Annotated in this window: 19 protein-coding genes; 16 read left to right on the top strand and 3 right to left on the bottom strand. The window is 61.5% G+C overall.

Annotated elements, in window-relative coordinates:
- Positions 1-99: 99 nt before the first annotated feature.
- Positions 100-2,052, bottom strand: a complete 1,953-nt coding sequence (locus RM6536_RS01430) for an acyltransferase family protein (protein WP_060823741.1) — start codon at positions 2,050-2,052, stop codon at positions 100-102.
- Positions 2,053-2,303: 251 nt separating this feature from the next.
- Between RM6536_RS01430 and dapB the strand changes: the two genes are divergently transcribed.
- The 11 genes from dapB (at position 2,304) to RM6536_RS01375 (ending at position 16,806) form a co-directional block, all read left to right on the top strand.
- A complete protein-coding gene (gene dapB / locus RM6536_RS01425) occupies positions 2,304-3,074 on the top strand; it encodes a 4-hydroxy-tetrahydrodipicolinate reductase (protein ID WP_060823740.1) in 771 nt (256 codons plus the stop codon).
- 9 nt (positions 3,075-3,083) lie between these two features.
- Positions 3,084-3,746, top strand: coding sequence for a tetratricopeptide repeat protein (locus tag RM6536_RS01420; RefSeq protein ID WP_060823739.1), 663 nt, complete (start codon positions 3,084-3,086; stop codon positions 3,744-3,746).
- 240 nt (positions 3,747-3,986) lie between these two features.
- On the top strand, positions 3,987-4,922 hold the full coding sequence (gene dapA, locus RM6536_RS01415; RefSeq protein WP_060823738.1) for a 4-hydroxy-tetrahydrodipicolinate synthase: 936 nt from the start codon (positions 3,987-3,989) through the stop codon (positions 4,920-4,922).
- A gap of 398 nt (positions 4,923-5,320) precedes the next feature.
- The gene (locus RM6536_RS01410) at positions 5,321-7,036 is read left to right on the top strand and encodes a ribonuclease J (RefSeq protein WP_060823737.1); all 1,716 of its coding nucleotides are present in this window, start codon (positions 5,321-5,323) and stop codon (positions 7,034-7,036) included.
- 268 nt (positions 7,037-7,304) lie between these two features.
- Positions 7,305-10,505 (top strand): FtsK/SpoIIIE family DNA translocase, encoded by a 3,201-nt coding sequence (locus RM6536_RS01405; protein ID WP_060823736.1) that lies wholly within the window; start codon positions 7,305-7,307, stop codon positions 10,503-10,505.
- Between the two features lie 200 nt (positions 10,506-10,705).
- Positions 10,706-11,353, top strand: coding sequence for a CDP-diacylglycerol--glycerol-3-phosphate 3-phosphatidyltransferase (pgsA, locus tag RM6536_RS01400; protein WP_060823735.1), 648 nt, complete (start codon positions 10,706-10,708; stop codon positions 11,351-11,353).
- 100 nt (positions 11,354-11,453) lie between these two features.
- Positions 11,454-12,044 (top strand): CinA family protein, encoded by a 591-nt coding sequence (locus RM6536_RS01395; RefSeq protein WP_060823734.1) that lies wholly within the window; start codon positions 11,454-11,456, stop codon positions 12,042-12,044.
- 271 nt (positions 12,045-12,315) lie between these two features.
- Positions 12,316-12,723: a helix-turn-helix domain-containing protein gene (locus RM6536_RS01390; protein ID WP_005507109.1), complete on the top strand. Its 408-nt coding sequence runs from the start codon at positions 12,316-12,318 to the stop codon at positions 12,721-12,723.
- A 181-nt stretch (positions 12,724-12,904) separates the two neighbouring features.
- Entirely contained in the window at positions 12,905-13,126 is a 222-nt protein-coding gene (locus RM6536_RS01385) for a DUF3046 domain-containing protein (RefSeq protein WP_005507110.1), read from the top strand.
- A 390-nt stretch (positions 13,127-13,516) separates the two neighbouring features.
- The gene (gene recA / locus RM6536_RS01380) at positions 13,517-14,620 is read left to right on the top strand and encodes a recombinase RecA (RefSeq protein WP_060823733.1); all 1,104 of its coding nucleotides are present in this window, start codon (positions 13,517-13,519) and stop codon (positions 14,618-14,620) included.
- Between the two features lie 224 nt (positions 14,621-14,844).
- Entirely contained in the window at positions 14,845-16,806 is a 1,962-nt protein-coding gene (locus RM6536_RS01375) for a regulatory protein RecX (protein WP_060823732.1), read from the top strand.
- Positions 16,807-16,981: 175 nt separating this feature from the next.
- Here RM6536_RS01375 and RM6536_RS01370 read toward each other — a convergent pair whose 3' ends face one another.
- A complete protein-coding gene (locus RM6536_RS01370; protein WP_060823731.1) occupies positions 16,982-18,364 on the bottom strand; it encodes a hemin ABC transporter substrate-binding protein in 1,383 nt (460 codons plus the stop codon).
- 35 nt (positions 18,365-18,399) lie between these two features.
- Here RM6536_RS01370 and miaB point away from each other — a divergent pair, with 35 nt between their 5' ends.
- The 3 genes from miaB (at position 18,400) to dapF (ending at position 21,951) form a co-directional block, all read left to right on the top strand.
- Positions 18,400-19,914: a tRNA (N6-isopentenyl adenosine(37)-C2)-methylthiotransferase MiaB gene (miaB, locus tag RM6536_RS01365; RefSeq protein WP_049328025.1), complete on the top strand. Its 1,515-nt coding sequence runs from the start codon at positions 18,400-18,402 to the stop codon at positions 19,912-19,914.
- A gap of 84 nt (positions 19,915-19,998) precedes the next feature.
- The gene (miaA, locus tag RM6536_RS01360; RefSeq protein WP_060823730.1) at positions 19,999-20,919 is read left to right on the top strand and encodes a tRNA (adenosine(37)-N6)-dimethylallyltransferase MiaA; all 921 of its coding nucleotides are present in this window, start codon (positions 19,999-20,001) and stop codon (positions 20,917-20,919) included.
- A gap of 96 nt (positions 20,920-21,015) precedes the next feature.
- Positions 21,016-21,951, top strand: coding sequence for a diaminopimelate epimerase (gene dapF / locus RM6536_RS01355; RefSeq protein WP_060823729.1), 936 nt, complete (start codon positions 21,016-21,018; stop codon positions 21,949-21,951).
- Positions 21,952-22,087: 136 nt separating this feature from the next.
- Here dapF and RM6536_RS01350 read toward each other — a convergent pair whose 3' ends face one another.
- Entirely contained in the window at positions 22,088-22,711 is a 624-nt protein-coding gene (locus RM6536_RS01350) for a class I SAM-dependent methyltransferase (protein ID WP_060823728.1), read from the bottom strand.
- 143 nt (positions 22,712-22,854) lie between these two features.
- Here RM6536_RS01350 and hflX point away from each other — a divergent pair, with 143 nt between their 5' ends.
- Positions 22,855-24,567 (top strand): GTPase HflX, encoded by a 1,713-nt coding sequence (gene hflX / locus RM6536_RS01345; protein ID WP_060823727.1) that lies wholly within the window; start codon positions 22,855-22,857, stop codon positions 24,565-24,567.
- A 6-nt stretch (positions 24,568-24,573) separates the two neighbouring features.
- Positions 24,574-26,646 (top strand): ATP-dependent DNA helicase, encoded by a 2,073-nt coding sequence (locus RM6536_RS01340; protein ID WP_060823726.1) that lies wholly within the window; start codon positions 24,574-24,576, stop codon positions 26,644-26,646.
- Positions 26,647-26,764 lie beyond the last annotated feature (118 nt).

Below are 26,764 nucleotides of genomic sequence, written 5' to 3'. Positions count from 1 at the left end.
ACCAAGAGGTACTTCCGGGTGCTTAGCCGCCCATGCTGTTGACGCTCAGCATGAGCGGCAGCACCGAAAAAAGCTACCTCTGAGAGCTACTGCTCAGGGCTACTTCTGTGCCTTGGCAATAGCTTCCATCAGCACCTGGGCATAGAGCTCCTGACCGGCAGCCTCCGGGTGAACACCGTCAGAGGCCAGCAGACCGCTCTGAGTCTGCAGAGCCTGGCGAATCGTAGAGTTCCAATCCGCAATGACCACACGGTCGGGATGCTGAGCCGCAAACTCGCGAATCTTACCGTTCGAGTAGTCAATCCAGGTCAGGTTGCGCGGGCCGTAACCGGTGACGAGCACCAGCTTAGAATCGGCGGGTATAGCCGCCAGAACCTCGTCGAGCTGACCGTCCAGAATGGTCGAGTTCGCGGTCACCGACAGCACGAAGGTCTTACGAATCTGACCGTTGGCACCCATGGATTTAATAATCGGCAGGGCCTTGGCGATGGTGCGTGCCTCCGCTGCATCAATCTGCGCCTCGGGCATCTTGTCGTACAGCTCGGGGGATACCGCCACCACAATGGAGTCACCCACAATGGTCACCTGCGAGGAATTCACCGAACCTGCCGAAACTGCCGAGGCTGAGGGGCTAGCCGAAGCCTTCGCATCCTTACCCGCAGCAGAAGCACTCGGGTTTGCAGAGGCGCTCGCAGCCTGCGCCTCCTGACGAGCCTTCAGACGCTCAGCGGCGGCACGCTTACCGTCCTCAACGGACTGCTGGGCGGTAGTCATTGCCGGAGCGGTGTGCACCGCCAGGCCGGTAGAAGCAGCAGCCACGACAACGGCAAGAGCCACCGAAACTGGCAGGAACTTAGTGCGCGAGGACTGGAACGCCGCCACCACACGGTTCGCGCTACCGCGGAAACCGTAACGGCGAATCGGGGTCTCAACCCAGCGGTACGACATCTCCGCAATAGCGAAGGTCGCCACCAGAACGCCCACGTTCACCAGCGGGGAGCGGTCCGCACCCATCAGGTAGTGCATGACCACGGCGAGTGGCCAGTGCCACAGGTACAGGCCGTAGGAACGTTCGCCCACCCAACGCAGGGGAGTGAAGTTCAGCAGGCGGCGCAGCATTTCGGAGGCACCAGCGAGCATATCGGGCAGCATACCCTGAATCACGCCCAGCGCCAGCAGGGAGGCGCCGAACAGGCCCCAGGGAATCGCTCCGGGTGCCGACTCGGGAACCAAAATCGCGTAGGGAATCAGCGCGAACAGGGACAGCCAGCTGATCATGACGCGGGCGAAAGCGACCAGGCCGAAGGGCTGAGCCACACGGTACAGCACGGACTGCTGAAGCGGCGGGTACAGCGACCAGGGGCGCGCAAACGCCAGTAGCGCACCGAGCAGCAGGCCGTACAGGTGAGTGTCGGTGCCGTAGTAGACGCGGCTAATGGGGGCACCGGACATCAGCAGCGCGGTGGCGGTGCTCAGCGACGCAATAATACCGAGCACCATGACCACGCTGAAACGACGCCACGACCGGCGTAGCAGCACCCCGGCGCCAACAATCAGCAGGGGCCAGACCACGTAGAACTGTTCTTCCACCGCCAGGGACCAGAAGTTCGTGAAGAGCTCCGGGGAGGTCTGCGCGAAGTAGTCGTTACCGGCAAAAATAGAAATCCAGTTGGACGAGAAGGTCGCCGCACCGGCAAGCTGGCGGCCCAGATTCACCTGAATATCGCCACCAATGAGCAGGCTGACCGGTCCCATGACCAGAATCAGCAGGGTAATGGCGGGAAGCAGGCGGCGGGCACGACGAATCCAGAAGTTGCCCAGGGCAATTTTGCCGGTGAGCGCACCCTCACGCAGAAGCAGAGAGGTAATCAGGAAACCGGAGATGACGAAGAAGATATCCACGCCAATCATGCCGCCCGGTAGCACGGTGGGCCAGAAATGGTACACCATCACGAGGAGCACAGCGATTGCTCGCAGGCCGTCCAGACCCGGCAGAATATAACGCCGGTTAGCCTCATCTGGACGCACGGAGGATGTAAAGAGGGACTTCATACTGTGAAAGCACTCCGTAGGATGGAAAATAGAGAAATACTTCCTAATTATATGGTTGCTATCTATAGATAACGTATTAAACGACTTATATGACGGTTAGATTATTGCGCTTTTTATGCCGTTGAGGTTCCGTGGGGCATCTCACCCAGTGTGTACGATGACGCCCAGCGCGTTCGGACAGGGGATAATAGGGGCTGTATGCCGCAAAAGCCCCATAGTCGGGGTGCACAAAAGCTACGGAGGAGAGAATCATGGCCCACGAGGGCGACGAAAAAATCTGGAAGGTAGCGGTACTCGGTGCCGCAGGCCGCATGGGTTCCGAGGCGGTGCGCGCCGTCAACACCTCCGCAGACATGGACCTGGTGGCGGCACTGGGCCGTGGCGACGACCTGCAGGAGCTGGTTGACGCTGGCGCAGAGATTGTTATTGACCTGACCGTTCCCGAATCCAGCGAGGCGAATGTGCGCTTCGCGGTGGAGCACGGTATGCACGCTGTGGTGGGTACGACCGGTTGGACCCCCGAACGCCTGGACTCCCTGCGGGCACTACTGGCTGAGCACCCCGAGGTGGGTGTGCTCATCGCCCCGAACTTTGCGATTGGTTCGATCCTCGCCACCGAGTTCGCTGCGAAGGCGGCTCGCTACTTTGAGTCGGTAGAGATCATTGAGATTCACCACCCGAATAAGGTGGACGCCCCCTCCGGTACCGCTGTGCACACTGCCCGCAAGGTGGCTGCCGCCCGCGCGGAGGCTGGCGTGGGTCCGAGCCCGGATGCCACCACCTCCGACCCGTTGGGTTCGCGCGGCGCCGTAATTGACGATATTCACGTGCACGCGGTGCGTCTGCGCGGCATGGTGGCTCACCAGGAGATTCTGCTGGGTGACCCCGGTCAGCAGCTGGTGATCCGTCACGATTCCTTTGACCGTGCCTCCTTTATGCCCGGTGTTCTGCTGGGTGTGCGTGAGGTGGCGGCGCATCCCGGTTTGAGCGTGGGCTTGGACGCCTACATGGATTTGTCCTAGGAGAGAGTATTGTCTGAACAGACTTCGCCTGAGAATTTGCAGGCATCTTCTGAGGCTCGTAGCCCCTGGTGGACTTCGCTGCGCCTGTGGAGCATCTGCGCGTGCGTGCTGATGGTGCTGACCGTGCTGATTCTGCCGTTGCCGCTGACGGTGCGTGCCTCTATTTTGGGCGTGCTGATTTTTAGTGCCGTCTTTGTGACAGTGGATGCTGGCGGTTGGGGTAAGACCTTCGCGGCGTTGACCTGCGCCCTGTTGACCCTGTACCTGGCGCATATTGCGCAGCAGGGCTTCGTGATGCTCACCTCCGGTTCTGTGGCTGGCATTGTGCTTGGCGCGGGCATGATTCTACTGCCGATTCTGGGCGCATGGGCGCTGGTGCGTGAGGTGCTTTTCGGTGCCCGTATTCAGCGTATGGCTCATGAGCTTGCGGCTTCGGGCGAGCTGGCGGAGGATACCCTGCCGCGCACCCCCTCCGGCCGTGTGGACCGTGAGGCTGCTGCGGTGGAGTTTGAGAGCTTCGCGGCGGCGGTGGAGCAGGAGCCGAATAGCTGGAAGGCGTGGTTTAACCTGGCGTGCATGTACGATGCGGGCGGCGAGCGCAAGCGTGCCCGCGCGGCGATGCGTAACGCGTGGGCGCTGCGTTCGGGCGGCCAGGTGAAGGGTATGCGCTAGGGGCTGCCCTGGTGGCCCATCCTTAATGCCGCATTTATTTTCGGTGTGCGGTTGGTAGATAGCGCCGAGGCTTCGCGCCCGGTTTCATAGCCCTTGTATTCATAGCCTCTGTGTTCATAGCTTCTGTGGGGGAATCTCCGCGAAAGTACCGCGGATTTGAAAAAGTCCGAATAGTAGAACATGCATGAAAACTTATGCGTTCTGTAGCAAAAATCTGCAGTTCGGGCGTACTCTGGACATATGTCTGAGAACCTTTCGAACCCCGGTACTTTTGTTGAACCCGTCTTCGGTCGCCTCCTGACCGCAATGGTGACCCCCTTCGCGAAGGACGGCTCCGTTGACGAAAAGCAGGTCGCAGACCTGGCGAATTACCTTGTGGAGAACGGCCACGACGGCCTGGTGGTCTGCGGTACCACCGGCGAATACTCCACCATGACCGATGACGAGAACGAGCGCGTCTTCCAGATTGTGAAGGATACCGTCGGTTCTCGCGCGAAGATTATTGCCGGTGTTGGTTCGAACGATACCGCGCATACTATTGAGCTGGCGCACCGCGCCGAAAAGATTGGTGTGGACGGTCTGCTGGTTGTGACCCCCTACTACAACAAGCCGACTCAGCCGGGTGTCTACGCCCATTTTGCGACCGTTGCTCAAGCAACTGAGACCCCCGTCATGCTTTATGATATTCCGGGTCGTGCGGGCATCCCCATCGCACCCGAAACCTACCGTCGCCTTGCAGAAATTGATAGTATTGTAGCGGTGAAAGACGCTAAGGCAGACTTCGGTGCCGCAACCGAGGTCATGGCAACCACCGACCTGCACTACTACAGCGGCGACGACGGACTGACCCTTCCCTGGATGGCAATGGGCGCCGTCGGCCTCGTTTCGGTGACTGCACATGTGGCACCCGGACTCTTCCGTGCCCTCATTGATGCTGTCGTTGCACAGGACCTGGTGGAGGCGCAGCGTCTTCACCTGGAACTGACTCCGATTGTCCGAGCAACCATGGGCCGTGCCCCCGGTTGCGTTGCCGCCAAGGAAATTCTTTCCTGGCAGGGTGTGCTGGATGAGCCCGTCGTTCGCCTGCCGCACGTACTCTCCGAACCGGAGGTTGCCCAGGCTATGCGAGCTGATCTGCTCTCCTCGAGCATCGCTCACACCCTGAAGAACGCCTAAACTTTAACGCAGAACCTGCACAACTATTCGTGCAGAGCGCGTATATATAGAGGACTTCGGCTATCGTACGCCCCGCCCTCGGGACGCATGAGATAGCCAACGGACGCGGACTCCACACCTAACACTAGGTGAGGGGTCCGCTCTGGCGTATTGCCGCGGTTTATCGTTGCCTGTTGAATCAAGCGACTCTAGCCCCCACTCAGACAGGGCCTTAGGCAGAGGCACCCGCGCACTACGCCCCAAATACTTTTGAATACTTTCGGTGATTTGGACGCACCGGCAGCACCTTCGCAGCCTCGGCATATGAGAGCCGAATCAGCCGGAGTGCTTGCGGTACGAAGCGTCGCCTACGAATCACAGACATCACAAGAAAACATAGAAGAAAGAGGAGACACACGATGAGCGTCTTTGAAGCGAATCTTCCCCTCCCGCCCCGCCTGAAGAAGGACACCCTGCGCGTGGTGCCCCTGGGCGGCCTGGGCGAAGTCGGTCGTAACATGACCGTGTACGAAATTAACGGCAAGCTGCTGATTGTTGACTGCGGCGTGCTCTTCCCCGAAGAGTCCCAGCCCGGCGTGGACCTGATCCTGCCCGACTTCAGCTACATTGTTGACCGTCTGGACGACGTGGTCGCCATGGTTCTGACCCACGGCCACGAGGACCACATCGGCGCGGTGCCCTACCTGCTGCGCCGCCGCCCCGACATCCCCCTGGTCGGTTCCGAACTGACCCTGGCACTGGTTGAGGCGAAGCTCGCCGAGCACCGCATCAAGCCCTACACCCTCGCGGTGAAGGAGCACCAGGTGGAGCGTTTCGGCCCGTTCGAGTGCGAGTTCGTTGCGGTGAACCACTCGATTCCGGATGCGCTGGCTGTCTACATCCGCACCAAGGCTGGCAAGGTTCTGCACACCGGCGACTTCAAGATGGACCAGCTGCCGCTGGATGGCCGCCTGACCGACCTGCGCCACTTCGCCCGCCTGGGCGAGGAGGGCGTGGACCTGTTCCTGCCGGACTCCACCAACGCTGAGGTTCCCGGCTTCACCCCGACCGAAAAGAACATCGGTCCGGTGCTGTCGAACGTTTTCCGTGACGCAAGCGGCCGTATTATTGTGGCGTCCTTCTCCTCGCACGTTCACCGCGTGCAGCAGGTACTGGACGCAGCCGCTGAGCGTGGCCGTAAGGTCGTGCTCGTGGGCCGCTCCATGGTGCGTAACATGACCATTGCTGAGAAGCTGGGCTACCTGAAGGTTCCCGCGAACGTGCTGGTGGATCTGAAGAAGGTTGACGACTACCGCCCCGACCAGATTGTAATGATGTGCACCGGTTCGCAGGGCGAGCCGATGGCGGCACTGTCGCGCATGGCGAACGGTGACCACAAGATTCAGATTGAGCCCGGCGACACCGTGGTGCTCGCGTCCTCGCTGATTCCCGGTAACGAGACCAGCGTCTTCCGCATCATTAACGCCCTCATGAAGCTGGGCGCTAACGTGGTGCACAAGGGCAACGCGAAGGTTCACGTTTCCGGTCACGCTGCCGCGGGTGAGCTGCTGTACTGCTACAACATTCTCAAGCCGAAGAACGTTATGCCGGTTCACGGCGAGGTTCGCCACCTGATTGCCAGCGGCGACCTGGCGATGGAGACCGGCGTTCCGAAGAAGAACGTGCTGCTCTGCGAGTCCGGCACCGTCGTGGACCTGCGCGATGGCGTGGCGTCCGTGGTGGGCGAGGTTCCCTGCGAGTACCTGTACGTTGACGGCCGCTCCGTCGGTGAGGTCACCGAGAGCGACCTGAAGGACCGCCGCATCCTGGGTGAAGAGGGCTTCGTGTCTATCGTGACCGTCATTGACCGCGCAACTAAGCGCGTGGTGACCGGCCCGGATATTCACGCTCGCGGTATCGCTGAGGACGACTCGGTCTTTGACGAGATCGTTCCGAAGATTACCGCCGCTCTGGAGGATGCTCTGCACCGCGCACCCGAGAAGGTGCACACCGTGCAGCAGCTGCAGCAGATTGTGCGCCGCACCATCGGTGCCTGGATTTCTCGCCGTCTGCGCCGCAAGCCCATGATTGTTCCCGTGGTTGTTGAGAACACCTCGAAGGCCGCGAAGAACTAACACGCTACGCGAGGCTAGCTGCCTGTAAACAGCGAAAAGGCGGGGTCGATACGTTGTGTCGGCCCCGCCTGCTGTGTATCTGCAGAACGCATGGGCGAAAGCTACGTGAAAGCTACGCGAAAGCAGGTCGAAAGTGAGCGCGGCAGGGGAGAAGCGCCTCATCAGCGCCCTATCAATGCCCTCACAGGCACCGGGCGGGGCGCACTTTTTAGCTCACTGATAACGAAAGAATCGGTACATTAACGGGAAGGTTGATACCCTAAAAGGTATGGCTCCACGGACCACGAAGGGTCGTAACACGACCTCTACTAAAGCAAACACTAAGAAGACCACCCGCAAGCGCACCACCTCCCGAGGTGGCGCCCAGCGCGGTGCCAACGCGGCGAACCCTGTTGCGGGTGCTATCTCCTCCGTCTGGCTGAGCATTGCTCACGCTATCGGTGGGCTCTTCCGCTCCATTGGCGCGGTGCGCACCGACCTTGCGCCCGAAGACCGCCGCGACGGCGGCGCGCTCACCATCCTGCTGTTCGGCCTGATTAGCGCCGGAGTGGAGTGGTACAACTGGCGCGCCCACACCTCCCTCGGTTTGTTGCGAGCGCCCCTGGACGCCTGGCACACCATGTTGGGCGGTATTTTCGGTCAGGGCGCTCTGCTGATTCCGGTGTTCTGCCTCATCATGGCGTGGTGTGTTTTCCGTGGACCCGACCTGATTAAACGTAATAACCGCGTGGCGGTGGGCTCCTTCATCATGCTGGTGGCGGCCTCCCTGTTCTTTGCTCGCCATGCGGGTCACCCGACTTTTGCGGATGGGTTTGACGCCGTCTGGGCTGGTGGCGGCGTGGCTGGCGTGCTGCTGGGCACCCCCATTGTGCGTGTGAGCGGCGGTATTGCGTTCGTTGAGATTCTGATTCACCTGCTGCTGGGTATTGCCGGTCTGATGGTTCTGACGAACACTCCGATTCGTCAGGTGGTGCCGCGTACCCTGCACCTGGTCGGTTTGGCTCTGGGTGAGAAGCCCAATGGCACGACTCGAACCTCCGTGAAGGACACCCCTTCGGATGCGACTCAGACCGTGGATTTAAACGCTGAGGAGCACGACCGTAGCTACCTGTACGAGGATGAGAAACCGGCACGCACGGCTCAGAAGTCTGGCGGCCTGTTCTCTCGTCTACGCGGCTGGTTGGGCTTTGCTCCCGCTGAGTCGACCGATTCTTCCCTGGACGAGTACGCCGGTGATGAAGCATTCGTGAGCGCCGTGGTGGATGAGACTCACCCGGAGACTACGCAGATGCCGGTACAGCCGGCAGACTCTGCACAGGATTCCGCTCAGCAGGCGCGCCCGGCGGCTAAGCCGAACCGCCTGTCCCGCCTGCCCGGTCGCCTCAACCAGGCACCGGCTGCGCAGGGTACGGCGCAGGGTGCTTCTGCGCAGAACAGCACTTATTCGAGTAGCCCCGACCTCTTCGACGTTGAGGCATCGGATGCACCCGCAGCCCGCCTGGACCAGGTGCAGCGCGCCGCCGTGGCGAACGGCCGCGTGAACCGTATTCCGGGCGAGGAGCCCCTCTTTGACGTTGAGGCATACGATGGCTTCGGCGCTTCTGAGCAAGCTGCACCGCAGACGAAGCCGCACCAGGTAGTGAACCCTGCGCAGTCTGCCGCACAGCCCGCCGGCTCGGCTTCCGCGTCCCAGGCTCCTGCCGCATCCGCGGCTCAGCCGCCGATCCCGACCCGCATGCACTCGCCGGGTGCGCACCCGAAGAACGCGGCTCCCGCGGCTCCCGCGGCTTCGCGAGCGCCCGAGGCTGGCGCATCCCGCCCGCTGCAGAATAACACTCAGGTGGCGACCACCGAGCAGGCGCGCGGCGAGCAGGTTGTGCAGTCCTCCCGCGGCACCTATGTGCTTCCCTCGGAGGAGATGCTGGTTTCCGGTCCTCCCGCTAAGGAATCATCCGAGGTCAACGAGCACGTGGTTGAGGCTCTGACGAATGTGCTGGAGCAGTTCAAGGTGGATGCGCAGGTCACCGGCTTCTCGCGCGGCCCGACCGTGACCCGCTACGAGATTGAGCTGGGTCCCGCCACGAAGGTGGAGCGTGTGACCGCGCTGAGCAAGAACATTGCGTACGCTGTGGCGAGCCCGGATGTTCGTATTCTGTCCCCGATTCCGGGTAAGTCTGCGATTGGTATTGAGATTCCGAATACGGACCGTGAGACCGTTGCGCTAGGCGACGTGCTGCGTTCCCCGCAGGCTCACGCGAACCACCACCCGATGGTCATGGGTGTGGGTAAGGACGTTGAGGGCGGCTTCGTGCTGGCGAACCTCGCGAAGATGCCGCATATGCTGGTCGCTGGTGCGACCGGTGCGGGTAAGTCTTCGTTCGTGAACTCGATGATCACCTCGATTCTGATGCGCGCAACCCCCGACCAGGTGCGCCTGGTGATGGTCGACCCGAAGCGTGTGGAGCTGACCGCATACGAGGGTATTCCGCACCTGATTACGCCCATCATTACGAACCCGAAGAAGGCTGCTGAGGCTCTTCAGTGGGTGGTTCGTGAGATGGACGCCCGCTATGATGACCTCGCCCATTACGGCTATAAGCACGTGGACGACTTCAACAAGGCGGTGCGTGAGGGTAAGGTTCAGCCCGACCCCGGTAGCAAGCGCACGGTGCACGAGTACCCGTACCTGCTGGTGATTGTTGACGAGCTCGCCGACCTGATGATGGTCGCTCCGCGTGACGTGGAAGAAGCCATTGTGCGTATTACGCAGCTAGCGCGTGCGGCGGGTATTCACCTGGTGCTGGCGACCCAGCGTCCGTCGGTGGATGTGGTGACCGGTCTGATTAAGGCGAACGTTCCATCTCGTATGGCGTTTGCGACCTCCTCGGTCACTGACTCTCGCGTGGTGCTGGATCAGCCCGGCGCTGAGAAGCTGATTGGTCAGGGTGACGCGCTCTTCCTGCCGATGGGTGCCTCGAAGCCGATGCGTGTTCAGGGCGCGTGGGTGTCTGAATCTGAGATTCACGCCGTGGTTGAGCACGTGAAGAAGCAGGCGCCGACCATCTACCGTGAGGACGTGATGGTCTCTGCCGCGAAGAAGCAGATTGATGAGGAAATCGGCGATGACCTCGATGATCTGCTGCAGGCGGCGGAGATTGTGATTACGACTCAATTCGGTTCGACCTCGATGCTGCAGCGTAAGCTGCGCATGGGCTTCGCGAAGGCTGGCCGCATCATGGACCTGCTGGAATCGCAGGGCGTGGTGGGCCCCTCGGAGGGCTCGAAGGCACGTGAGGTGCTGATCCGCCCGGATGACCTGCAGGCGACCCTGGCGCGTATTCGCGGTGAGGAGCCTCCGACCGCCGACCCGTACGCGAACGCGGTGGACCCGGGTGAGCCGGTCACCGACTATTTCGATGAGCCCGATGATGAGGGCTCGGAGGACGCCTGGCAGTTGACCGGCCGTTAGCCTTTCAGCGCCCTATCCATTCGGCTGAGTCCACTCGGCTGAGTGAGTGCGCGACATGCGCCCCGTATCGTCCCTGTGATGTCTGCTACGGCACACGTATAATGGACGGTACGGGGTGTTTGCGTATCCCCGATACGTTTAGGTGTCGGTGCGTACGCGGTCTCTCACCGTCGAAAGCCATCTACCCGTAAGGAGCCGTTATGAGTGAAGCTCGCAATTCCGCATCCGCCGGTGCGGTCAGCACAGCGAAGCCTTCGAACTGGAATGTGCCGAATGTGTTGACGGTTCTGCGTATTATTGCGGTTCCTTTCTTCATTGTTGCCCTGGTTGCGGGCGGTACTTTTGGTGCCGCTGATCCGACGCACCGCTGGCTGGCGTGGATTATTTTTATTCTTGCCATGCTCACGGACTGGGCGGATGGCTACCTGGCGCGCTCGCGTAACTTGATTACGAGCTTTGGTAAGATTGCTGACCCGATTGCCGATAAGTTCCTCACTGGCGCGGCGTTCATTGTGCTGTCGGCGCTGGGTGAGCTGTGGTGGTGGGTCACGATTGTGATTTTGCTGCGCGAGTGGGGCATTACAATCATGCGTCTGTTCGTTATTAAGTACGGTGTGATGGCCGCTAGTAAGGGCGGCAAGATTAAGACCGTGCTGCAGACGGTGGCGCTGGTGCTGATGCTTATGCCGCTGGGTCAGCTGGGTCTTGGCTGGCTGATTCCTGGTTGGGTTTTGATGGGCGCGGTCACCGCGATTACCGTGTGGACCGGCCTGGTGTATGTGCGTGATGCGTATATTTTGCGTCGTAACTGGTTGCAGGCTCAGGCTTCCCAGGGCGGCGGTCATTAGAGGCGAGGGGAGTGGCGTGTGCTGCTCCCCTTCGCTGTACCTGCGGTGCGTTGTGTGCCGCGTGAGGTTTTGGGCGGCGGTTCGCCGCTGAAAGGAGAGAATAATGGTTCCCCTCGTACTTGAAGATGCTCTGTCCCTTGAGCTTTCCTCCGCTGAGGTTTTCTCCGGTACCCCGGAGGCGGCGGCGCTGTTGCTGCGTGATGCGGTGCAGTTGCGCGCCGCCCAGGAAGGCCCGGTGCAGGTGGCGACGGCTGAGTCGCTGACCGGCGGGGATGTTGGCGGTGCGATTTGTACGGTGCCGGGCGCATCCGCGTATTACCGCGGCGGCGTGATTTCCTATGCCTACGAGGTGAAGGCTCAGGTGCTGGACGTAGACGCTCAGCTGTTGGCGCGTGAGGGTGCGGTGCATCCTGCGGTGGCGGTGCAGATGGCGGTCGGTGCGGCGCGTGTGTGCGGTGCCGATTATGCGGTGTCGACCACGGGTGTTGCCGGTCCTGACCCTGCGGACGGTCAGCCGGTGGGTACGGTCTATATCGGTGTGTGTTCCCCGGGCGGTTCTGAGGTGTTTGAGCGCCACTATTCAGGGGATCGCGCGCAGATTCGTGCGGCGGCGAGCGCGGATGCGATTGCTTTGCTGGCACGTGCGGTGCGCGGTGGTGCCGGTGGGGTTCTGAAGGACGAGCTGGCGTAGCGTGCTAGGGCTGGGCTGTGCGGTGCCTGGAACGGCTGTGTCGTCGTCTGTGCGGCGCCTACCTAAAAAAATACGGTTCAAATATATTCACAGGGTTCTTTCAGCTCCGCAGGAATAAAGGCATAGGTTCGCCTGTTTGAATAGATACAAGCCATAAGAAGAGGACGAAAATGGCGGGGCCCCTAGCTCACGCTCCAAAAATCAGTTAGGCTTAACTCTGTACAGTCCCGCAGGTCGGGAATACCTACTCAGGAAAGTGATATAGAAGCTCATGGCTAAGCAGCGCGTATCGATTAATGGCATTACTAAGTGGAAGGAAATCGAGGAGACCCCCCGGCAGGTCGCCCCGGTCGTTGAGGAAGCTAAGGTTGTTCCCCTGCGACAGGCAATCGGTGAGGTTCTTCGCGATGTTCGCCAGCGTCAGGGCCGCACCCTGCGCGAGGTTTCCCAGCGTGCCCGTGTTTCCCTCGGTTACCTGAGCGAAGTTGAGCGCGGTCAGAAGGAAGCTTCCTCCGAACTGCTGGCGTGGATTTGCCAGGCTCTGGACATTCCGATGTCCCAGATGCTGCGTGAGGTTGCCGACCGTATGGCGGTTCTCGAGGGCGTTCAGATTCCGGATACTGTTCCGGCTGAGATGTCTGAGCAGTACAAGAGCGATTACTACATTCTCTCGAAGTAACGAGAGGCGGCACATGCCGCGCTAAACGTGAAGCGATGCCGTGCATCCCCGTAAGGTGGGGGTGTGCGGCATCGCTTATTCTGGCTTTACTCTCGGTTTATTCTGGGGGTTGCTCTCGGGCGAGATGTGGGCGATGTGACGAATTATGAAGCGAACTAGCGGTGAAGCGTAAGGAGTGCTTGTGAAGCTGAGCGAATTTTGGGCGTGCATGGAGTATGAGTTTGGTGCCGGGTATGCGCCGGTGCTGGCGCGTGACTTGGTGCTGGGCTCTCTGGGGCATGTGACCGCTGCGGAGGCGCTGGACCAGGGCGTTAACCCGAAGGATGTGTGGCTTGCGATCTGTGAGGAGCAGGAGATTCCGCAGGAGCGCCGCCTGGGTCCCGATAAGGAGCCATTGCGCTAGTCGGTGAGTCTGGCGTTTTCTCGCGTAGGGGCGGGGCCTGCCGTTTGTTCGAGTGCTAGCGCCTGCGCGGGAGGTATTTTCGAATAATTAGCCGATAATCCGGGGTTTTTCGAAAATATATGCCGAAACCCTATCCGATTTATTCGAAACTGGGTCGTAATTTTGTTCGACTCATGCTAGACTTTTCCACATCAGGAATTTTTTGGAAAAATCTTCAAAGTTTTCCACAGATTTTAAAAAATGGCCTTATCCTGTCAGGCTGTGACCCTAGAGTAGTCTCAGAAGGAACCGGTAGGCCAAAACCTTCAAGGTCTCGATTACGAGTCCCACCGATTCCGAAGAAACATTACTCCCGTCAACCACTGACAACACAAAGAACGAGGTACTACCGTGGCTAAGAACACCAAGTCTCAGAGCGTAGCTCGCGTTCCCGAAGAGGGTCGCGCCAAGGCACTTGAAGCCGTGATGGCACAGATCGACAAGAACTACGGCAAGGGTGCAGTCATGCGCCTGGGTGATAAGGAAATCACCAAGACCGAGGTTATCTCCACCGGCGCTATCGCCCTGGATGCCGCTCTGGGTATTGGCGGTCTGCCCCGCGGCCGCGTCATCGAGATTTACGGTCCCGAGTCCTCCGGTAAGACCACCGTTGCGCTGCACGCTGTAGCGAACGTTCAGAAGGCAGGCGGCGTGGCGGCGTTTATCGATGCCGAGCACGCACTGGACCCAATCTACGCGGCTAAGCTGGGCGTGGACATCGACCAGCTGCTGGTCTCTCAGCCCGACACCGGTGAGCAGGCACTGGAAATCATGGACATGCTGGTTGGTTCCGGCGCCGTTGATATCGTGGTCGTCGACTCCGTCGCCGCGCTGGTTCCCCGCGCCGAAATTGAAGGCGACATGGGTGACTCCCACGTGGGTCTGCAGGCTCGCCTCATGAGCCAGGCGCTGCGTAAGATTACCGGCCGCCTCTCCGCAACCGGCACCACCGCAATCTTCATCAACCAGCTGCGTGAGAAGATTGGTGTCTTCTTCGGCTCTCCCGAAACCACCACCGGTGGTAAGGCGCTGAAGTTCTACGCTTCGGTCCGTATCGACATCCGCCGCATTGAGACCCTCAAGGACGGCGCTAACCCGATCGGTAACCGCACCCGCGCCAAGATTGTGAAGAACAAGATGGCTCCGCCCTTCAAGCAGGCTGAGTTCGACATCCTCTACGGTGAGGGCATCTCCGTTGAGGGCGGCATCCTGGACCTGGCGGTGGAGAACGACATCGTCAAGAAGTCCGGCGCATGGTTCACCTACGACGGTGAGCAGCTGGGCCAGGGCCGCGAGAACGTTCGTAAGCTGCTCAAGGACAACCCCGAGCTCACCGAGGAACTGCAGTACAAGGTTCTGGTGAAGCTGGGCATCATTGAGGAAGAAGCTGAGGAGCAGGTAGCCGCTGAGTCCGAGGGTAACGACCCGCTGGACGAGCTGGCTGAGGAGTTCTAAACCGGCCCGCGTAGCTTCTTGCTAACGCCACGACTAATTGCCGTGTGCTGTGCATTCCGCACGGTGCACGGCAATCTGTCGTTAACGGAAGCGCATTAACGGGCGTGCATTAAGGGGAGTATCGGGGGCGCCGAGATAAAGCCTCGTTACAATGGGGGAGCGCCGTACAACCCCGGCGCACGGGCCATCAAGCGAGCCAACACAGGGGAGAGGAGGAACTGAACATGACGGAACAGAACGGTCATGAAGAGCACGAGCGAAACAGCGCGCGTGACGGCGACGCTGGTTTTGCGGCGCTGGATGCGACCGAACCGCACTTCGGCTCCTCAGCTCTGCAGGGGTCAGCCTTCCATGACCCTGCCTTCGAGGACTCGACTTTCTCTGCGCCTGTTTCCTTTGAAGCTACCGGTTCGTTTGAATCTACCGCCCCGCCGGTTGAGGTAGGCGGCTTCGAGGCGCTCAATTTTGAGGCGCCCGCCGCCCTGGCGGAGCCCACCCTCAACTGGGAGACACCTCCTGTTGTTGCGCCTCCTATTGTTGGAGAGCTCCCGTATGAGGATGAGCCCCCATACCCTGACGAGCCTCCCTACGAGGATGAACCTGCGTATCCGGCAGAGCCTTTGTACCCTGAAGCAGAGTACACAGGGGAATATTATGCGGGGGAATATTGGGTACCCTCGGACGAAGCGGCACCCCCAGAAGCGATAGCGGAGCAGCGTGGGGGCCAAGAACCCTCACCCCAAAAACCCAAGCCGAAAGCGCGGCAGGCTGAAAAGCTCGCACATAAGAAGAAGTCAGCGCCTCAGAAGAAGTCAGCGGCCACAGAAAACGCACCCAAAAAGTGGGTGCGGAACAGGAGGACGGATTCGGTAGCCGCTGAGGAGTTCCCGGACTGGCACCCCGCCTCGCACGGCTTTGTTGAAGAAAGCATTGCCCGCGATAACGGCGGCGACTACGCCGGTGAGTTCCGCGTACCCGAGCTACCCCTGCAGGCTGTGCCCGGCAACTTTGAAGATGGCAGTTCCGAAGAAGGTAGCGAATCCCCGCGCCGTAGCCTGCTCGTTGACCCGAACCTGCCCGCCGTCTCTATTGACGAAGCGCCCCAACGCGCCTTCACCCCCGGCGGTGCTGAGCCGCGCCCTATGGCGGCGGGGCGCATGAGTCGAGCGGGTGCCGCATCCATCGGATCGGGGCTCACTGCCGAAGAGAAGGACGAGATCGAGAGGCAAGCCGCTCAGCGGGCTAAGCAGAAGAAACGCAAGTCTTCGCGTGCCTCCAAGAACACCGACTACAAGCGCGGGTTCCGCCGCATGAGTGCGGTGCAGCAAGAGAAAATGCGGAGCCGCTCGCCCTACGCGCCCGCCTTCGGGGCTCGAAGTGACGACGAGGAAACCCGCAAGAGTCCTGCGGGCCGCGGCTCGGGGAGCAACCTATTTAGGGAGGGAAGTAGCTTGAACGAAGAACTCACCCCCGCCGAAGAAGCGCTCATCCGCGGTATTGCCGAGGAGGAGGCACAGGGCGTCGGTACCGGAAAGCGCCGCGCCGCTTCGGCTGGATCCCCAAAGGGCGGTTCTCGAGCACGCGGCTCCCAACCGGGCGGCTCTCAGATGAGACAGGTTTCCTTACCGTCGGAAAGCAACGTGCCTTCCTGGAAGCAGAAGGTGCGTGCCGCCCGAGCCGCGGAAGAAACAGACCCCTACACGCGCGCTAAAACCATCGTGTACAACCAGCTGGCGTACTCGGCAAAAACCCGAGGTCAGCTGCGGAAGAAGCTGCAGGCAGAAGGCTTTGACACGGAGCTCATTGAGCCGTTGCTCGATAAGTTCGAGGCGGCAAAACTCATTGACGACGCCGAATACGCCCAAACGTTCGTGGCGCAGAAGAGCCGCACCAAGAAGCTCTCCCGCGCCGCGCTGCGCCGTGAGCTCGCTGAACGCGGGGTGCGCGGTGAAGAGGCAGAGAACGCACTGGCTCAGCGCACCGACGAGCAGGAACGTGAGGACGCCGCCGAGCTGGTGCGTAAGAAGCTGCGCCTCGGCATGGATTTGAGTGACCGCGCTGAAAAGGATAGGGTGACCCGCCGACTGCTGGGGATGCTGGCTCGCCGCGGGTACTCCTCCTCGGTGTCGTTGTCGGTGATTCGTGAGGAACTCGCCGCCTACGGTGCGGAGGACGAGCTCTGGTAGAGGGCGAATAAAGATGGTCCGCACGCACGGATAGACCCATGCCGGGGTGACCGTAAAAATAGGCACAATAAAGGGTGAGCCCGCTACAGACATACTCTGTGGCGGGCTCACCCTTACGCTTTTGAGCTTTATCAAACGCCTTGTCGAAGGCTATATCCGCTGTTTACTCCGCTGCTTATTCAGCGGCTCCCAGACGGTTCGCGAGCTCGGCGAGGGTTGCATCCTGAGAACCGGCGATTTCTAGGAGCAGGCGCATCAGTTGCGCACCTTCACGGCGAATACGAGGCAACAGATCGGAACGCGCCGAAGAAGAGTACAGCTCCAACAAGGCGCACACGGTCACCGCCGTGCACACGGCAAGGTCCTCTGCCAGGTGCTCATCCAGCGGGGCGTCCTCAAAGAGGGCAGAGTACAGCGCCGGCAGCGCCTTCTTGCGGTCCACCCGATAGCGCGGGTACTCCGGCGAGGAGGGGAAGCCCAGCATCGCCTCAACGAAGGGGAAGCCGCGGTGGTGCAGGCAGGTGCCCTCCGCATCGACCATGCGCACCTGCGCGCCGTCCGCCGAACCAACCAGCACGTTCTGCGGCGAAAAATCGCCCGAAGAGAGCATATACACCCTGCCGCGGTTGAGCTTGAACTGCTCGGGTACCGGCGGGCGCTTGGTAAAGAAAGGTTGCAGAACGCGGCGGAAACGGAAGGACAGCTCCTCAACGGCGGCGGGAAGAACGGGCGCGTCCTCATGCGCGGCAGAGCTGGAAGCCGGGCTGTCAGCATCGTGCTCGGGGGTGCGCGCCTCGTCAGCCACACCGTACAGCTTCTTCAAACCGCGCTCGGCCAAACCCGGCGAGGCAATAGCGCCCGGGAACTGTGCCTTGCGGTCGGCGCGCGCCAGGTTCAGGCGGTAATCCTCCACCGCCTCGCCCATAATGCCGCTGGCGGCAAGGGAACGGTACGCCTCAATGTAGTAGTTCAGCGCATCCAGCGCCTGCTGCTCGGTGCCCTCCAGCAGGGCGTGCGCGACCGAATACTGCTCGCCCTCCACGGTTCCGGCGCTCACATCCTCCAGAGCCAGCACACGCAGCTCAGGATCCGCGCCGTAGAGCTGTGGGAACAGACCCGGAACCTGCTGGTTCAGCGCCTCCAGACCGTAGCGCTCGCGCAGGTACCCGAAACCGCCCGCGTTCACCGTCGAATCCTTGCGGCGGTAACGCTTCACGATAATCGAGGTCGGCAAAGACTGTGCAGATTCGAAAGACTGGGCAGACTCGGCGGCAGGCTCATACGCCACACGCACCACAACGGAACGCATGCCGGTGCCCAGAATCTGCACGCGCTCAACCGCGCGACCAGCCACCTGTTCCAAAGAATGCGCCCAGCTGAGCAGCTGCATCAGGGTCTGACGCATCGAGGCAGAATCAGCGCTCGCCTGAGGCGGCACGGGGGAGTAGGCGGCAATCGCCTCCTCAATGAGGGTGTTCAGACGCTCCCCGTCAGGGGTGGGGGCGGAAGAATCGTTCGGTGACAGAGCCGGAAAGTTGCTACTAAGGGAAACCTGCATAGAGCCATTATCCCCCATCGGATACCCTATAGGGCATGACTTCGACCCTCAGCGATTCCGCCCAGACCCCCGAAACCAGCCCCCGCACCTACGAAGTGCGCACTTTCGGCTGCCAGATGAACGTGCACGACTCCGAACGAATGTCCGGCCTGCTGGAGGCTAACGGCTACGTTCGCGCTGAGGAAGGCACCCAGCCCGACCTGGTGGTGTTCAACACCTGCGCGGTCCGCGAAAATGCTTCCAACCGCCTGTACGGCAACCTCGGTCAGCTGGCGCCGGTCAAGCGCGCCCACAAGGGCATGCAGATCGCTGTGGGCGGCTGCCTGGCGCAGAAGGACCAGGACGCCATCATTGAGAAGGCGCCCTGGGTGGACGTCGTGTTCGGTACCCACAACATTGGTTCCTTGCCGGCGCTACTGGAGCGCGCCCGCCACAACCACGAGGCGCAGGCAGAACTGCTCGAATCCCTCGAAGTTTTCCCCTCCACCCTGCCGACCAAGCGCGACCACGTGTACTCCGGCTGGGTGTCCATCTCGGTGGGCTGTAACAACACCTGCACCTTCTGCATCGTGCCGTCTCTGCGCGGTAAGGAGAAAGACCGCCGCCCCGGCGACATTCTCGCTGAGGTTCAGGCGCTGGTCGATGACGGCGCTATCGAGGTGACCCTGCTGGGCCAGAACGTGAACTCCTACGGTGTGGAGTTCGGCGACCGCCAGGCATTCTCCAAGCTGCTGCGTGCCTGCGGCGAGATTGAGGGCCTGGAGCGTGTACGCTTCACCTCCCCGCACCCGGCAATGTTCACCGATGACGTGATTGACGCGATGGCGGAGACCCCGAACGTCATGCCCGTACTGCACATGCCGCTGCAGTCCGGCTCCGATAAGGTGCTCAAGGATATGCGCCGCTCCTACCGTTCCAAGAAGTTCCTGAACATTCTGGACAAGGTGCGCGAGCGCATCCCGAACGCCGTGATTACCACCGACATCATTGTGGGCTTCCCCGGCGAGACTGAAGAGGACTTCCAGGACACCCTGAAGGTTGTGGAGCAGGCTCGTTTCTCCTCCGCGTTCACCTTCCAGTATTCGATCCGCCCCGGCACCCCGGCGGCGACCATGGAGAACCAGATCCCGAAGGAGGTCGTGCAGGAACGCTACGAGCGTCTGATTGCCCTGCAGGACCGCATCGCCGGCGAGGAGAACCGCAAGCAGCTCGGCAAGACCGTCGAGCTGATGGTCGTTGCGGAGGCAGGTCGTAAGGCGGACCAGACTCACCGCCTCTCCGGTCGTGGCCCGGACCAGCGCCTCGTGCACTTCTCGGTGCCCGAGGGTTGCGAGACTCCCCGCCCCGGCGACATGGTCACCGTGCCCATTACCGAGGCTGGTTCCTTCCACCTGATTTCTGACCCGACCGCCGAGCAGTACCAGCTGCGCCGCACCCGCGCCGGTGACGCGTGGGACCGCTCCCAGGCTGACTCTTGCGGTACCGGTACCACCCAGGTGCCCGGTGCGCCGGTGGGTCTGGGCATGCCGACCATCGGTCTGCGCCCCTAAAACCTATAACGAATCATGCGCCCTGTTCCTCGGGCTCTTGCCGCCACCGCAAGTGGGGGCGAGGGAACCGGTAGAATGGGGCGCATGACTATCTCCGAAACTCTGCCCGTTATCGCTATTGTGGGCCCGACCGGCACCGGGAAGAGCGCGCTCGCCATTGAGCTGGCTCAGCGCCTGAACGGTGAGTGCATTAACGCTGACTCCATGCAGTTCTACCGGGGTATGGATATCGGTACCGCGAAGGTCACTGCGGAGGAGATGCGCGGCGTTCCGCACCACCTGCTGGACATTATGGATGTGCGGGATGAGGCGTCCGTGGCGGAATTCCAGGAGCGTAGCCGTGAGCTGATTGAGCAGATCCGCGGCCGTGGCCGCTACCCGATTCTGGTGGGTGGTTCCGGCCTGTATGTGCGTGCCGCTCTGGATAAGTTGGAGTTCCCCGGCACGGATGCGCGGGTGCGCGAGCGCCTGGAGGAGCAGGCACGTACCGAGGGTATTGGTGTTTTGCATGCCCGCCTGGCGGAGGTAGACCCGGAGTCGGCTGCGCGCGTGAAGGATGAGCGCCGCATTATTCGTGCCCTGGAGGTGTTCGAGGTGACGGGTCGCCCGTTCTCGGCGTTCATGCCGGTGCGCGAGTACGTGACGGAGAGTATTCAGATTGGTCTGGATATGGATCGCGCCCTGCTGCACGAGCGTCTGCACCGCCGCGTGGAGCTGATGCACGAGCAGGGTCTGCTCGATGAGATTCGCACCCTGAACGAGCAGGGACTGCAGGAGGGTAAGACTGCTTCCCGCGCGATTGGTTACGCGCAGTTCGCGCGCGCCCTTGAGGATTTGGGCTACAGCGTGGAGCAGGCGATTGAGGATACGACCATTGCGACCCGCCAGTTTGCGCGCCGGCAGCTGACCTGGTTCCGTGCGGACCCGCGCGTGCACTGGCTGGATGCGCTCTCACCCACCCTTGCAGATGAGGCGGAAGCCATCATCCGCGAAAGCACCCGATAAACCACAATAACGAGCCGCAACCGAACAGATACCCCTTCGAACCGGTCGGCGCGGTAAAATCATAGACGGACTGGTCACCAACTTTAAGGACAGCATATGAGCGAGAACCCTTCCATCTGGGGCGAGCTGGCAGGCCTGACCCTCACCAAGGGTCACGGCACCGGTAACGACTTCATCTTTCTGACGGACGAGAACGCAGAAATTGCCCTCACCCCCGAGTTGGTAGCCCGCGCCTGCGACCGCCACTTCGGCATTGGTGCGGACGGCTTCATTCGTGCTGCCCGCAGCACCGCCTCCCGCGCGGGTCAGAAGCTGCTCGAGGAGCACCCGGACGCTGTCTGGTTCATGGATTACCGCAACGGTGACGGCTCTGTCGCTGAAATGTGCGGCAACGGTGTACGTGCGTTCGTGGAGTACCTGCGCACTGAGGGCCTGATTGAGCTTGAGGTGGGCGAGACCGTCAAGATTGGTACCCGTGCGGGCGTGAAGACTGTGGCGCGCACCGAAGATGGTTACGCGATTGATATGGGTCCGTGGAGCTTCATTCACGGTGACGCTGCCCGCGAGGGGGGCGAGGACTGCCTGGTGTCTGCTCGCGGCCTGAAGACTCCGCGCGCTGGCCTGTCCATTTCGATGGGTAACCCGCACACCGTGGTGATGCTCGGCTCCGACGGTAAGCTGGACGGCCTGGACCTGCACAGCCTGCCTCAGGTGAACCCCGCTCCGGTCAACGGTACGAACGTTGAGTTTGTGGTGCCGGTCGACCTGGACGTTGAGAGCGGTGCGCATGTGGGTGCTATCCGTATGCGCGTGCACGAACGCGGCGTGGGTGAGACTCTGTCCTGCGGTACCGGCGCGTGTGCGGCGGCTGCGGCGACTCGTTTCTGGGGCGGCGAGGAAGCACCTGATGAGTGGCTGGTGCATGTACCCGGCGGTACCCTCGCGGTGACTTTCGTGCTGGGTCCGGACGACCTGGAGCATGTTGTTCTGGCTGGTCCGGCGCAGATGGTTGCGACCGTCGTGCTGCGATAGTCTGCAGCGATAGAGCAGTCTTAGAACAGAGATTTTATCGACAAAAGCGGCGGGTGTTTTCTGACAACACGTTCAGAAAATACCCGCCGCTTTTATGTTTTTAGCATTTAGCACCAGAGCATTGAGCGCCAGAGGTTTAGTCCTCGTAGCGGTGCACCTGCAGAATACGGAAGCCCTTCGAGGTCGCATAGCGCGACACCTCAAACTCGCCGGGGTACAGCTGTCCAAGCTGCGCGTCCATCCACTTCTGCAAAGAATCAGAGCCCAGGTTCTTCTGAACCACCAGGTAGGCGTCACCGCCGGGCGCCAGGCACGGCAGCCAGGTCAGCAGGATCTCGTGCAGAACCTCCTTGCCCACGCGAATCGGCGGGTTCGACCAGATGGTGTCAAAACGCAGTTCGGGGTCAACCGACTCGGGGGTTCCCACGGTGACGTTGGACAGGCCGAGAGCGGCGGCGTTGCGTTCGGTCAGGCTAATGGAGCGGGAGTTCACATCCACCGCGTGCACCTGCGCCTGCGGGGCGAGCATCGCCAAAGTCAGGGTGATGGGGCCCCAACCACAACCGATGTCGAGCATGCGTGTACCCTGCGGGTCGGGTGCTTCCTGCAGCAAAATAGCGGTGCCCTTATCAATGCCGGAGGGGCTGAAAATGCCGTTAGCTGTGGTGACGGTGACCTTGCGGCCTGCAAGCTCCACCTGCACGGGGCGGGGCTTGAATTCGGTCTCGGGGGTTTCAGAGAAATAATGCTGCTCGCTCATGCTATCCAGTGTACCGGTAGGGCAAGAACCCGCCGCACACGGGCAGTGTATGCGCGGGGCGGGTCGGCAGCTTGCACGCCCTGAGCGCACAGGCGACCGAACCCCCTACCTGATGCGGGCAACGGCGGTAGAATTAGAGTCGTATGAATTCTAAGAACACCCCCGTATCTGATACCGAAAAGCTGCCCAGCGATGAGCAGCTACGCCGCACCGTAGACCGCGTTCTGGGCCGCTCCCAGGCCGCCGCCTCCGTCACTACTTATGACGCAGCCGGTACCGCGCATCACAGCGATAACTCTTCCAGCACCCACGGCAACAATAGCCGCCGTGTGCTGGATACTCGCGCGCGCGAAATTTCTGACGTTCAGCGTGAGCACTCCGAATATGACGGTGACCAGGAAGATCTCGCTGAGCGCCGCGCACTGCGCCGTATCGCGAACCTCTCCACCGAACTTGAAGACGTCACCGAGGTCGAGTACCGCCAGCTACGCCTGGAGCGCGTGGTGCTGGCTGGTCTGTGGACTGAAGGCACCGTAGAGGACGCAGAGAACTCCCTGCGTGAGCTCGCGGCACTGGCTGAAACCGCAGGTTCCGAGGTTCTGGATGGCCTGGTTCAGCGCCGCCTCAAGCCGGACCCCGGCACCTTCCTCGGCTCAGGTAAGGCGCTGGAACTCAAGGACATTGTGGAGGCGACCGGCGCCGACACCGTCATCGTCGACTCCGAACTGGCTCCCTCGCAGCGTCGTGCCCTCGAAGACATCGTGAAGGTCAAGGTCATTGACCGCACCGCCCTGATTCTCGACATTTTCGCTCAGCACGCTAAGTCCCGCGAGGGTAAGGCGCAGGTTGAGCTGGCTCAGCTGGAGTACATGCTACCGCGTCTGCGTGGTTGGGGTGCGTCCCTGTCCCGTCAGGCGGGTGGCCGTGCCGCAGCCGGTGAGGGTATCGGTTCGCGTGGTCCCGGTGAAACCAAGATTGAGATGGACCGCCGCCGCCTGCGCGCTCGCATGGCGAAGCTTAAGCGTGAGATTGCTGCGATGGCGCCGGCGCGTGAGACGAAGCGCCTGAACCGTCGCCGTAACCGTGTGCCTTCGGTTGCTATTGCCGGGTACACGAACGCGGGTAAGTCCTCCCTGCTGAACCGTCTGACCGATGCCGGCGTGCTCGTGGAGAACGCCCTGTTTGCGACCCTGGACCCGACCGTCCGTAAGGCCCAGACCCCGGACGGTATCGGCTACACCCTCTCTGACACGGTCGGTTTCGTGCGTTCGTTGCCGACCCAGCTGGTGGAGGCGTTCCGCTCCACCCTAGAAGAGGTCGCTGACGCTGACGTCATCCTGCACGTGGTGGATGCTTCGCACCCGGACCCGGAGGGGCAGATTCGTGCTGTCCGCGAGGTTATCGCGGAGGTTGACGCCCGCCATATTCCCGAAATCATTGTGCTGAATAAGGCGGATGCCGCCGATCCGTTCGTGCTGGAGCGTATGCGTCAGCGCGAGCCGGAGCACGTGATTGTTTCGGCGCGCACCGGTGAGGGTATTGAGGAGCTGAAGCAGAAGATCGCGGACACCATTCCGCGCCCCTCCATTGAGGTGAAGCTGCTGATTCCGTACTCGCACGGTGAGATTATTTCGCGCCTGCACGAGTGGGATGCCGAAATTAAGAGCACCGATTTCGTATCGGACGGCACCTTCGTGGTGGCTCTGGTCCGTGAGGATGTCGCCTCCGAACTGTCCGAGTATGTGCTGGAAGGCGACCTGCTGGAGGTTCTGGAAGAGGAACTTGCGGAGGCGCACGCCCTGGCTGAAGCGACCGCTTCTGTTTCCGAGCAGGCCTCTACCGCTGAGGCTCTCTAGGGGCGTATGAGCGTGACCGAGAGCATCAACGCGCCCAAAAACGCCCCCGGAACCGTACCCGGACCGGCAACCGACGGCACCCGATTCACCGGGCAGGAGCTTGAGACCCTGCCCGGTGCGAAGGATGCCCTGACTCTGTTGGACGAGGCGGTTGCCGCCACCGGCGGTCAGAACCGTGCCGGTCAGCGCACCATGGTGGCGCATGTGGCGCAGGCTCTTGAACTTCAGCGTCATCTGCTGGTGCAGGCGGGTACCGGTACCGGTAAGTCCCTGGGCTACCTGGTTCCTGCCCTGGCGCGGGTGGGGGAGTCGGACCAGCCGATTGTGGTTGCGACGGCGACCCTCGCCCTGCAGGCGCAGATCGTGAACCGCGATATTCCGCGTCTTCTGCAAGCGCTGGAGCCGCGCCCGGAGTCGCAGGCGCAGGTGGCTCTGCTCAAGGGCCGCAATAACTACCTCTGCCTGCACAAGCTGGAGGGCGGCTACCCGGAAGACGAACCGGATGCTCTCTTTGACATGCCTTCTTCGACCTCCCGCGTGGGTGAGGAAGTGGTGCGCCTACGCGAGTGGGCTGACCGCACGGAGACCGGCGACCGTGACGAGTTGAAGCCCGGCGTCTCTGACCGCGCCTGGGCTCAGGTGTCGGTCAGTGCCGCTGAGTGTCTGGGCCGCCGCTGCCCGCTGGTGGAAGAGTGCTTTAGTGAGATGGCGCGTAGCCGTGCCGCTGAGGCTGACATTGTCATCACGAACCACGCCCTGCTGGCGATTAACGCTTTTGAAGGCATGAAGGTTCTGCCCGAGCATGAGACGGTCATTATTGATGAGGCTCATGAGTTGGTGGACCGCGTGACCGGCGCCGTGTCTGGTTCTTTGACGGTTGCGATGGTTCGCCGTGCGGCACGTAGCGTGAAGAAGCATTCGAAGGCTGATTCCGGCGCGCTGGAAATGGCAGCTGGCACCCTGGAGACCGCTTTCGAGGGTCTTGCCGAGGGCCTGCTGAAGGGCCTGGACGGTCGCCTTTTGACCGCTATTTCTGCGGTCAACGATGCCGCCCGCACTGCCCTGTCCGATACAAAACCGGACGGTCAGGACGTTGACGCCGGCCTGCAGATGGCGCGCTCGCGTGTCTCTGAGGTACACGATATGAGTAGCCGCATTCTGGAGGCTTCGGGCGAGCAGGACGTCCTGTGGATTTCTCGTCAGGGCGGCTGGGAGAACGGCCGCTATGTGGCTGCTTCCGACACCGACCCGGCGACCCTGAATATCGCTCCGTTGAGCGTTGGCCTGCAGCTGCGTGACGGCTTGTTCGCTGATCGCACCGTGATTCTGACGAGTGCGACCCTGACGGTGGGTGACTCTTTTGACGTTGCAGCCGGTGCCCTGGGACTGCAGGGTGAGGGCGCGCCGCGCTGGACGAGCATCGATGTGGGTTCGCCGTTCGACTACCGCAAGCAGGGCATCATGTATGTTGCCGGAGATTTGAAGCCTCCGGGATTTGGTGTGCACGAGGGTCAGCTGGAGCGTCTACGTGAGCTGTGCGAGGCGTCGGAGGGCGGCGCCCTGGGCCTGTTCTCTTCGAAGCGTGCCGCTGAGCGTGCCGCCGAGTACATGCGTGAGCATAGTGACCTGAACATTCTTCTACAGGGAGAGTCTTCGCTCAAGGCCCTGGTGGAGGAGTTCAGCGAGGACATCGACTCATGCCTGTTCGGAACGATGAGCCTATGGCAGGGCGTGGACGTTCCCGGCGACTCTTGCCGCCTGGTGGTGATGGACCGCATTCCGTTCCCGCGCCCGGATGACCCGATTGCGCAGGCTCGTACGGAGGCGGTGAACCGTCACCGCGGTAACGGCTTTATGGCGGTTTCTGCTCACCACGCGGCGATTCGTATGGCGCAGGGCGCGGGTCGCCTAATCCGTTCGGTGTCTGACCGCGGCGTGGTGGCTGTGCTGGATTCTCGTGTGGCGACTAAACGCTACGGCGGTTTCTTGATGAAGGCGATGCCGCCGATGTGGTCGACGCAGAATAAGGCAGCCGTCATTGGTGCACTGGCTCGTCTTTCAGCGAGTATTGAGCGTTAGCTCGGGCAGGGTCCATTCCTGACACCACCGCCCCGCTTTGGACATATAAATTTGGACATATAGAAATCACCCCGGTGATACGTGAACCTTCACGTATCACCGGGGTGATTTCTATATA

The sequence above is a fragment of the Rothia mucilaginosa genome (assembly GCF_001548235.1).
GTDB classification, from domain to species: domain Bacteria; phylum Actinomycetota; class Actinomycetes; order Actinomycetales; family Micrococcaceae; genus Rothia; species Rothia mucilaginosa_B.
This window is presented reverse-complemented; position numbering and strand designations above follow the sequence as displayed.

Excerpts from the sequence above, each read along its gene's own strand:
- RM6536_RS01430 (WP_060823741.1), bottom strand. The coding sequence starts at position 2,052 with ATGAAGTCCCTCTTTACATCCTCCGTGCGTCCAGATGAGGCTAACCGG.
- dapB (WP_060823740.1), top strand. The coding sequence starts at position 2,304 with ATGGCCCACGAGGGCGACGAAAAAATCTGGAAGGTAGCGGTACTCGGT.
- dapA (WP_060823738.1), top strand. The coding sequence starts at position 3,987 with ATGTCTGAGAACCTTTCGAACCCCGGTACTTTTGTTGAACCCGTCTTC.
- RM6536_RS01410 (WP_060823737.1), top strand. The coding sequence starts at position 5,321 with ATGAGCGTCTTTGAAGCGAATCTTCCCCTCCCGCCCCGCCTGAAGAAG.
- RM6536_RS01405 (WP_060823736.1), top strand. The coding sequence starts at position 7,305 with ATGGCTCCACGGACCACGAAGGGTCGTAACACGACCTCTACTAAAGCA.
- pgsA (WP_060823735.1), top strand. The coding sequence starts at position 10,706 with ATGAGTGAAGCTCGCAATTCCGCATCCGCCGGTGCGGTCAGCACAGCG.
- RM6536_RS01390 (WP_005507109.1), top strand. The coding sequence starts at position 12,316 with ATGGCTAAGCAGCGCGTATCGATTAATGGCATTACTAAGTGGAAGGAA.
- RM6536_RS01375 (WP_060823732.1), top strand. The coding sequence starts at position 14,845 with ATGACGGAACAGAACGGTCATGAAGAGCACGAGCGAAACAGCGCGCGT.
- RM6536_RS01370 (WP_060823731.1), bottom strand. The coding sequence starts at position 18,364 with ATGCAGGTTTCCCTTAGTAGCAACTTTCCGGCTCTGTCACCGAACGAT.
- miaB (WP_049328025.1), top strand. The coding sequence starts at position 18,400 with ATGACTTCGACCCTCAGCGATTCCGCCCAGACCCCCGAAACCAGCCCC.
- miaA (WP_060823730.1), top strand. The coding sequence starts at position 19,999 with ATGACTATCTCCGAAACTCTGCCCGTTATCGCTATTGTGGGCCCGACC.
- dapF (WP_060823729.1), top strand. The coding sequence starts at position 21,016 with ATGAGCGAGAACCCTTCCATCTGGGGCGAGCTGGCAGGCCTGACCCTC.
- RM6536_RS01350 (WP_060823728.1), bottom strand. The coding sequence starts at position 22,711 with ATGAGCGAGCAGCATTATTTCTCTGAAACCCCCGAGACCGAATTCAAG.
- hflX (WP_060823727.1), top strand. The coding sequence starts at position 22,855 with ATGAATTCTAAGAACACCCCCGTATCTGATACCGAAAAGCTGCCCAGC.
- RM6536_RS01340 (WP_060823726.1), top strand. The coding sequence starts at position 24,574 with ATGAGCGTGACCGAGAGCATCAACGCGCCCAAAAACGCCCCCGGAACC.